The sequence below is a fragment of the Microcystis sp. LSC13-02 genome (assembly GCA_002282935.1).
In the GTDB taxonomy this organism is placed as follows: Bacteria; Cyanobacteriota; Cyanobacteriia; order Cyanobacteriales; family Microcystaceae; genus Microcystis.
Map to the genome: position 1 here is coordinate 10,435 of MTBT01000230.1, position 8,296 is coordinate 18,730.

8 protein-coding genes and 1 pseudogene are annotated in these 8,296 nt (G+C 41.6%); 7 read left to right on the forward strand and 2 right to left on the reverse strand.

The annotated features are described in order from the left end of the window. Nucleotides 1–330: 330 nt before the first annotated feature. A complete protein-coding gene (locus tag BGL89_RS14415; protein ID WP_286826283.1) occupies nucleotides 331–1,023 on the reverse strand; it encodes a helix-turn-helix domain-containing protein in 693 nt (230 codons plus the stop codon). Nucleotides 1,024–1,036: 13 nt separating this feature from the next. Further along, on the reverse strand, nucleotides 1,037–1,318 hold the full coding sequence (locus BGL89_RS14420) for a ParB N-terminal domain-containing protein (RefSeq protein WP_286826284.1): 282 nt from the start codon (nucleotides 1,316–1,318) through the stop codon (nucleotides 1,037–1,039). 115 nt (nucleotides 1,319–1,433) lie between these two features. On the opposite strand from BGL89_RS14420, the gene BGL89_RS14425 reads away from it, so the two are divergent. The 7 genes and pseudogenes from BGL89_RS14425 to BGL89_RS14455 all read left to right on the forward strand — a co-directional run. After that, nucleotides 1,434–3,197, forward strand: coding sequence for an SWIM zinc finger family protein (locus BGL89_RS14425; protein ID WP_286826285.1), 1,764 nt, complete (start codon nucleotides 1,434–1,436; stop codon nucleotides 3,195–3,197). 172 nt (nucleotides 3,198–3,369) lie between these two features. After that, a complete protein-coding gene (gene argZ / locus BGL89_RS14430; RefSeq protein ID WP_286826286.1) occupies nucleotides 3,370–5,481 on the forward strand; it encodes a bifunctional arginine dihydrolase/ornithine cyclodeaminase in 2,112 nt (703 codons plus the stop codon). 158 nt (nucleotides 5,482–5,639) lie between these two features. Next, nucleotides 5,640–7,085 (forward strand): protein kinase domain-containing protein, encoded by a 1,446-nt coding sequence (locus tag BGL89_RS14435; RefSeq protein ID WP_286826287.1) that lies wholly within the window; start codon nucleotides 5,640–5,642, stop codon nucleotides 7,083–7,085. A gap of 44 nt (nucleotides 7,086–7,129) precedes the next feature. Next, nucleotides 7,130–7,324: a RelB antitoxin-like protein gene (locus BGL89_RS14440; protein ID WP_079205868.1), complete on the forward strand. Its 195-nt coding sequence runs from the start codon at nucleotides 7,130–7,132 to the stop codon at nucleotides 7,322–7,324. A 49-nt stretch (nucleotides 7,325–7,373) separates the two neighbouring features. Further along, a pseudogene (locus BGL89_RS21290) lies at nucleotides 7,374–7,698 on the forward strand (DUF6883 domain-containing protein). A 12-nt stretch (nucleotides 7,699–7,710) separates the two neighbouring features. Next, entirely contained in the window at nucleotides 7,711–7,947 is a 237-nt protein-coding gene (locus tag BGL89_RS14450; protein WP_159297828.1) for a DUF4926 domain-containing protein, read from the forward strand. Between the two features lie 158 nt (nucleotides 7,948–8,105). Next, the coding region (locus BGL89_RS14455) for a DNA cytosine methyltransferase (protein ID WP_286826289.1) at nucleotides 8,106–8,296 on the forward strand (191 nt) is incomplete at its 3' end.

The following is an 8,296-nucleotide window of genomic DNA, read 5'->3' on the forward strand; positions in this document are numbered from 1 at the left end:
TTTCAGCTAATTTGGTGTATTAGAAATATGCTATAAATTCTATAATCTAAGACTTTAAGCCGAAATCTATTGCCCTATTTTAGCTGAAACAGTCCACTACGGCTACTTAAATTTCCTAGCACGAGTGTGTCAAGGTCTCTGTTTTGGATTGCAATCTTTACCGATGAGATAAAAGCAGACCACAAGGGAATTTTTCCCAGCACATATAAGCAAATTTGTCAAGATGCTGGAAAAATTTTCTTTGCTTTTGCGATCGATTATCGATAACGTTTTCAGAGAACTTCTCCGAAGACGTTTTCGCGGCACTAAAGCTCTGCAAGAATCATCACTTTAAGCGGTGACATTTTCTGTTTCTGCTGGTTGAATTTCCGGCATTTCTACTTTAATTAAACTCACTCTAGCACGATAAAGTAGTTTTTCCCCATGACGATAGCCCCGATAACGAACTATAACGGGTGTACCAATTGCTGCTTGACCATCGATCAATTGATGGATTTGCGGATCGTAACCGACATGATCACCGACACTGTCAATTGGTTGCACTCCCCAGCGCTCCAGTAACTGCATAATCGGTTTAACTAGGGAGAGGATTTTGACGGCTGCTAGGTTGGGATTTTTGCGGGCAACGGCCTCGGCCGTGGGCCATTGAACTAACCAAGATTCGATCGCTTCGATGCTTTGACGTTGAAATTCTGCGGCTAATTCTTCTTTTTGCTGGTCTAATTTTTGCTGTAAATTTTGATACTCTTGTTCGATAATTTTTGATTCCCCTGAACGATACTCTGTCCCCATCGTCGGGATTTGAAAATGAGCGAGGAGATCGCTAACTGGCAGCTGCAGCGCATTAGCTAATTTCACCAAAGATTCAGAGGATAATTTGGCGATTAAACCATGGCGAACTCTCTGCAATTGCCAAGAAGATAGACCCGATAACCGACTCAATTCTTCCAGATTTTTACAGCCAATTTCTGCCATTAACTGCTCTAATTTTTGCCGATGATATTTATATAAGGACTCATTCATGGGACTTCTCAGCTTAAGCGATGTGTTTAGCTAAAACGGATTTAGGAGCGCGACGAACTAGACAGAGAATTGTTTCTTTACCAAGACGCTGATGAGCTGCAAAGCGATGGCAACCGGAAAAACCGTAGTAGTTACCATCCACTTCTAAAACATCGATCGGTTCTCTTAATCCCTCCTCAGCGATCGATTGCATCAACTGATTAACTTTTTCGGGATCGGTTTGTCGCGGTAAAGGACGACGAATTTGGGACAGAGGAATGTTTTTAATTTCCATAGTGTCTTCACTATAGCACATTTAGGCTAAACTGAAGATAAGTTGACTCGGTTGCTGATGCACTGGTCCGCCTCGGTGCTGGCAGTTTTCTGGCCACAGACAAGATTCTATCACCCAATCCTCTCCTTTTCTGACTATGACTATTCCTCCTATCAATGAAAAAATTATCCGGCAAAATAGCACCAATGCTTCCTATCAGCGCGGTCAATATTATTACGATAACGGTGCAGTTATTTCTCTTTGGCAACGGGGGCAAAATCTACAAGCTTTAGTGAGTGGTAGTGAGGTTAAACCCTATCGAGTTGCCATAGATTTTAACCAAGAAAACCTTGAGAATGTCTCCTGTTCCTGTCCCTACGATTACGAAGGTTGGTGTAAGCATATTGTGGCGGTTTTATTAACCTGTTCTCGTCAACCAGAATTAATTATCGAAAAAGCTTCTCTAGAGGAGTTAGTGACACCGATCGATGAAAGTAAATTAAGAAAATTGCTTAATCATTTAGTGGCTAAACACCCAGAAATTATCGAGATAATTGATAAATTTTTATTTCCAGCTACCCCAGTTAATAAAGCGGGAGGGAAGATAACTATTAATGTCAAAGCTTATCGTAATACTGTCCGTAATGAACTGCGGCAATCCCTGCGAGCGATCGAAGAAGATTACTACGAAGAAGATCCAATTTCTGATGAAATTTATGCCCTAGTGGATGAGGCCAAAGATTATTATCAAAAGGGAGAACCGGATAATGCGATCGCTATTTTAGAAGCAATTATTAGTGCCTGTATCGAGGAATGGGATGATTTAGAAGATTACGGTGCTGTTAATGATGATTTAAGTGCCAGAATCGATCGAGTTTTAACTGCAGCAATTTTAAGTAAAGAATTTAATCCCCAAGAAAAGCAAGATTTAAGGGAAAAGATCGAGCAATGGCAGCATGAATGGAGTGCCGATTTTGAGATGAGTTTAGCAGCCTTACAACAGGGATGGGACGATCCAGTTTTAGAGAATATTTTACGAGGAGAATCGGCTAATTTTTCAGAAATGTGGTCAGAGAATATCCCCGATTATGCCCAAACATTAACTTCTATTCGCTTAGAAATTTTCGAGAAACAGGAAAAAGATCAGGAGTATTTGAATCTAGCTTTAGCTTCAGGACAAGTGATAGAATACCTAACTAAGTTAGTCTATCTCGATCGCATTGATGAAGGGATGGCAGCCGCAAAAAACATGATAACCAAGAACGATGAAGCTTTCTTTTTTGCCAAAGCTTTACGGGATGAATCCGCTCCAGAATCCGCTCTAATAATTGCCCAGATTGGTCTAAATTTGCCAGGAAATTATTATTATCAATTAGCTCTCTGGACAAGTGAACTAGCGCAATCTTTAGGGGATATAGATATAGCCTTGGCTGCTAGAATTAAGGCATTTCAAGACCAACCTTCCTTTTCCCATTACCAAAAAATTGAGTCTTTAGCTGGGGAAGATTGGCCCGATTTAAAATTAGACTTGTTAGATTACTTGCGCGAGTTTAGCGGTGGACGTTCCACAGAGGCTAAAATCGATATATTTCTCCACGAAAATTTAGTTAGAGATGCAATTGAAGTGGTTTCTGGTAATTCCTATGTGCAGTCTCACCTAATTTGGCGGATAATGGATGCGGCTGCTAGCGTCGATCCTAACTGGGTAATCGATCATGCGCGTCCTCCTGCGGAAAAGATACTCGACGAAAAAAAGGCTGATCGCTACGAAGAAGCGATTAAATGGCTGAAAAAAGCTCGTAATGCCTTTTATATGTCGGGAAGACGGGTAGAATGGCAAACTTATCGGGAAAGTTTAATTAAGGAACACGGACGCAAATCGAAATTTATGGGGTTATTTAAACATCAGGATTTACAATAATTTAAGCTTGTAGCCGTCAGTTATCGGCTAAAACAGGGCTGTTTTTAGCTTGTGGCAGAGGAATTGTCCTAATCTTAAGTCTGTGATGTTTCGACGCAAAGTAGAGTATAATAGAAGATTGGTCTAAACTTATCTCCAGACTACTTATACTGAATATTCATTGTCAAAAAATATGACTGAAACTATTCGCTTTTTGATGTGTTCTCCCGATCATTACGATGTGGATTATGTGATTAATCCTTGGATGGAGGGCAACATTCACAAATCTTCCCAGGAAAAAGCTAGGCAACAATGGCAGCAGCTTTATCATATTCTCAAAGATCGGGCGCTCGTGGATTTAGTCACACCAGAAAAAGGCTGGCCTGACATGGTTTTTACCGCTAATGCAGGTTTAGTTCTGGAAAAAACTGTCGTTTTAAGTCGCTTTTTGCACAAAGAAAGACAGGGAGAAGAACCCTATTTTAAACAGTGGTTTGAAGATAACGGTTTTACGGTTCATGAACTGCCAAAAGATTTACCCTTTGAAGGTGCAGGAGACGCATTATTAGATCGGGAAGGACGTTGGTTATGGGCAGGATATGGCTTCAGAACCGAGTTAGATTCCCACCCTTTAATCGCTAAATGGCTCGATATCGAGGTTTTATCCCTACGTTTAATCGATGAACGTTTCTATCACCTTGATACCTGTTTTTGTCCCCTTAGTGGTGGCTATCTTCTCTACTATCCCGATGCTTTTGATGCCTATTCAAATCGGTTAATTGAGTTAAAAATTCCCGAAGAAAAACGCATTATCGTTGAAGAAGCCGATGCGGTTAACTTTGCTTGTAATGCCGTGAATATCGGTCAAGTAATCGTCATGAATAAAATTAGTGACGATTTACAATATAAGTTAGCAGCAAAAGGCTTTGAAGTGGTACAAACTCCCCTGACGGAGTTCTTAAAAGCAGGAGGAGCCGCTAAATGTTTAACCCTGCGTACCACGGAACCCTTAATTCCAGACCATCGCGCTAATGTCACCATTGAAAGTCGCATTCTCCAGTTAGAAGGTCATCTCCTCGACGCGGGAATTATGAATAAAGCTCTCGATGTTGTGGTAGGAAATGGCGGCAGTTTCAAGGTTTTAAACTTCACTTTAGGGATTGAGCGCCAAAGTACCTCCTCAGCAGAAGTGCGCGTTTCTGCACCCTCCCACGAGGTAATGGAGGAGATCATGGTACAATTGATCGACCTCGGTGCGGCCGCTCGTCCCCAAGAAATCTGTGATGTCAATACCGCAGTGGTGACACAAGATGGGGTCGCTCCCGATGATTTTTATGTCAGCACCATCTATCCCACGGAAGTGCGGGTGAATTGTGAATGGGTGCGGGTGGAAAATCAACGCATGGATGCAGCCATCGTCGTCGCTGAAGGTCCGGAAGGCAAAACGGCGAAATGTACTCTCCTGCGGGATTTAAAAGCTGGCGATCGCGTTATGGTGGGAGTTGAGGGCATCCGTACTATCCGACAGGCGGAATCCCGGGAACAACGCAACAGCACCCAGGAATTTACCTTTATGGGTGCGGGGGTTTCCAGCGAGCGCCGAGTCGAGTTAACCGTGGAGCAGATTGCCTGGGAAATGCGTAAAATTCGCGACCAAGGCGGTAAAGTGGTGGTAACGGCAGGTCCAGTGGTCATTCACACCGGAGGAGCGCAACATCTCTCCCGTTTAATCCGCGATGGTTACGTTCACGCTTTACTGGGGGGAAATGCGATCGCAGTTCACGACATGGAACAGGCGATCATGGGTACTTCTTTAGGGGTAGATATGCAGAAAGGTATCCCCGTACGCGGTGGCCATCGTCACCACCTGAAGATTATCAACCTCATCCGTCGCCACGGCAACATCGCCAAAGCTGTATCGGCCGGGGTATTGACAAAAGGCGTAATGTATGAATGCGTCAAGAATAATGTCCCCTTCAGTCTAGCTGGTTCAATTCGCGATGATGGTCCGCTTCCAGATACGGAGATGGATTTAATTAAAGCACAGGAAGAATATTCCCGCTTAATTCAAGGTGCAGACATGATTCTCATGCTGTCTAGTATGCTCCATTCCATCGGTGTGGGCAATATGACACCGGCAGGGGTAAAAATGGTCTGTGTCGATATTAACCCGGCCGTGGTGACAAAATTAAGCGATCGAGGTTCGGTAGAATCCGTCGGTATTGTCACCGATGTGGGTTTATTCCTGAGTCTGTTAACCCAACAGTTGGATAAATTAACCCGTCCCTTGGTAGAAACGGTTTAAAACCCAAAATAGATATCGGGTGGGTTACGCTTTGCTAACTCACCTATTTTTATCGATATTTTCAAGCAATTATCAGAGAAAATTTGCCCACTAGAGTCGCCCTAGCTTGCTTTCTTTTTGTATAATAGGGCTTATCTTCCCATACTTGTCAAACGGCTATGAGTCTCTGTCTCAATCCCGATTGTTCGCATAAAAACACCCCCACGGATAAATTCTGTCATAAGTGCGGTTCTCAATTACTGCTCAGAGAACGTTATCGAGCGCTAAAATTAATCGGTCAAGGGGGTTTTGGTAAGACATTTCAAGCGATAGATGAGGATAAACCCTCAAAACCCTATTGTGTCATTAAACAGTTTTTCCCATCCGCGCAGGGAACAGGAACTTTACAAAAAGCAGCAGAATTATTTAAAGAAGAAGCGATTCGTTTAGATAGTTTGGGAAGATACCCACAAATCCCCGAACTTTACGCCTATTTTACCGCTAATGACGGGCGACAATATCTCGTACAGGAATATATCGAAGGACAAAATCTCGAACAAGAATTAAAACAGGAAGGAGTATTTAACGAAGCCAAAATTAAACATCTTTTGTCAGAGATTTTACCGATTCTAGAATTTATTCATAGTAAACAAGTAATACATCGCGACATTAAACCCGAAAATATTATCCGCAGAAAAAGCGATAATAAATTGATTTTAGTTGACTTTGGGGCGGCAAAATTTGTCAGTCCTTTAAATCGTTCCATGACAGGAACAATTATCGGTTCTGCGGAATACGTCGCACCAGAACAGGGGAACGGGAAAGCAGTTAACGCCAGTGATTTGTATAGTTTGGGTGTAACTGGCATTTATTTATTAACAGGAATATCTCCCTTTGATTTATTCGACGTGGGAGAACACCAATGGGTATGGCGACAGTGGTTAGTGGATAATCCTGTTAGTAATGAGTTAGGGAATATTCTCGATAAATTAATTGAATTTGGCACGAAAAAACGCTATCAATCTGCCTCGGAAGTGTTGTCAGCTTTGCAGATAAAAACATCAGTATTTATCCCCCAGACAACTATTCAAAAGCCTGTTAATCCCGTTATTTCCGTTCCCCAAACTCCCCCATCTATTCAGCTTAAAAGTGCCAAAGGAATCGATTATCGAAACTTAGAAGATTTATTAAAACAACAGCAATGGAAGCAAGCGGACGAGGAAACCGCCAACGTGATGCTACAGGCTGCCAACCGCACAAAAGACGGATGGCTGAGGGTAGAGGATATCGATAATTTTCCCTGCGAGGATTTGCGAACCATTGACCAATTATGGGTTAAATATAGTGGCGGTCGCTTTGGTTTTTCCGTGCAGGATAATGAAAGAGTTTGGAACGCTTTCGGAGATAGGGTAGGCTGGCGAGTGAATAATTGGATATACAGCTACTGGAATTGTACTTTTGACCTAAAAGCACCCCTAGGACACCTCCCGTTTTTATTGACGAGGACCGGGACAGCAAGGACATTTGTGCGTTATATTGACGAGACCGGGACGCTAAGGAGGGGACATTTGTGGGCGTTGTTTTATAGGTCTCTCGCGTCGAGACTTGTAGAATGTAACATATAAAGGTAACAGCCAATTTTTAAGAATTGTATCGGAGGGAAAACCAAATGCTAGAAATTAACAAAAGCTATGTATTAGACAAAGATCAAAAGCCGATTGCTGTTCAGATTCCCATTGCTGAATTTGAAAAAATCGAAGAAATCCTAGAGGATTACGGACTGGGAAAACTCATCGAAGAAGTTGAAAATGATCAAATCCTAGACAAAGAAAAAGCCTGGCAATACTGCCCGCATATACTGTAAAATCTATTTTATAGAAGTCTATAAAGAAATTGGCTAAATTACAATATAAATGCCTTATTTAAATCCCAATGCGACAATCCCACCAGCTAAATTAACCCGGTATTTGCTAGTTTTACAACCCAAAGATGATAAATCAGGCTTTCTGGCACAAGCAGGATATAATTTAGACAACTGGCAGGTATTGGAACAAGATTTAAGACGTATTCTTCTCAACGAGGCCACCTTAAATAAACAAACAAACAAAGTTCGGTGATATTTATGAAATTAAAGGACTTTTACAAGGGGTGAACGGGATAAAATTACGAGTCTCTACCTATTGGATTATCGACTCACTTACGAAAGAAACAAGATTTGTGACTTTATTACCAGATTAAAAGAGTTAGACTATGAAATTTGATATGTTTTCCGAAGTTCAATTAACCGAAGATTTGCCAGAATCTAATTTGTCGCGTGGTACTCACGCGATTATCGTGGATTATTGTCCTAGACCCGAAGGCCACGAGGATGGCTATGTTTTAGAAGTGTTAAATAATCAGGGAAAGGCCTATACAGTTATCGCTGTAGAAGTTTCCAAGATTGAATCAATTCAAAATCTTAAACAGGATGAATTTCAAATTATATAATTCTGTTATTCTTTTTTTATGTATGTCCCCAGGGATGACGACTGTTTTCAGTTTGTTACTCTCAAGCGCCAATGAAATATTTACCGTCCGCTCTTTGGTGAAAGTATAATAAGTTAAAATCAAAGAGAATATCCCTATCGCTACAATCTCAACTATCAATGAATCTCCTGAAAGATAGTAAAAAAATTCGTTTTGTTGACCTCTTTTGTGGTTTGGGAGGATTTCGAGTCGCCATTGCACAAGTTTGTCGCCAAAAAAACTTAGCATCTGATTGTGTCTTTTCCTGTGATATAGATAAAGATGCTCAGGCAATTTATCACGCTAATTTTGGCGACCAACCCCAGGGAGA

Excerpts from the sequence above, each read along its gene's own strand:
- BGL89_RS14415 (WP_286826283.1), bottom strand. The coding sequence starts at position 1,023 with ATGAATGAGTCCTTATATAAATATCATCGGCAAAAATTAGAGCAGTTA.
- BGL89_RS14420 (WP_286826284.1), bottom strand. The coding sequence starts at position 1,318 with ATGTGCTATAGTGAAGACACTATGGAAATTAAAAACATTCCTCTGTCC.
- BGL89_RS14425 (WP_286826285.1), top strand. The coding sequence starts at position 1,434 with ATGACTATTCCTCCTATCAATGAAAAAATTATCCGGCAAAATAGCACC.
- argZ (WP_286826286.1), top strand. The coding sequence starts at position 3,370 with ATGACTGAAACTATTCGCTTTTTGATGTGTTCTCCCGATCATTACGAT.
- BGL89_RS14435 (WP_286826287.1), top strand. The coding sequence starts at position 5,640 with ATGAGTCTCTGTCTCAATCCCGATTGTTCGCATAAAAACACCCCCACG.
- BGL89_RS14440 (WP_079205868.1), top strand. The coding sequence starts at position 7,130 with ATGCTAGAAATTAACAAAAGCTATGTATTAGACAAAGATCAAAAGCCG.
- BGL89_RS14450 (WP_159297828.1), top strand. The coding sequence starts at position 7,711 with ATGAAATTTGATATGTTTTCCGAAGTTCAATTAACCGAAGATTTGCCA.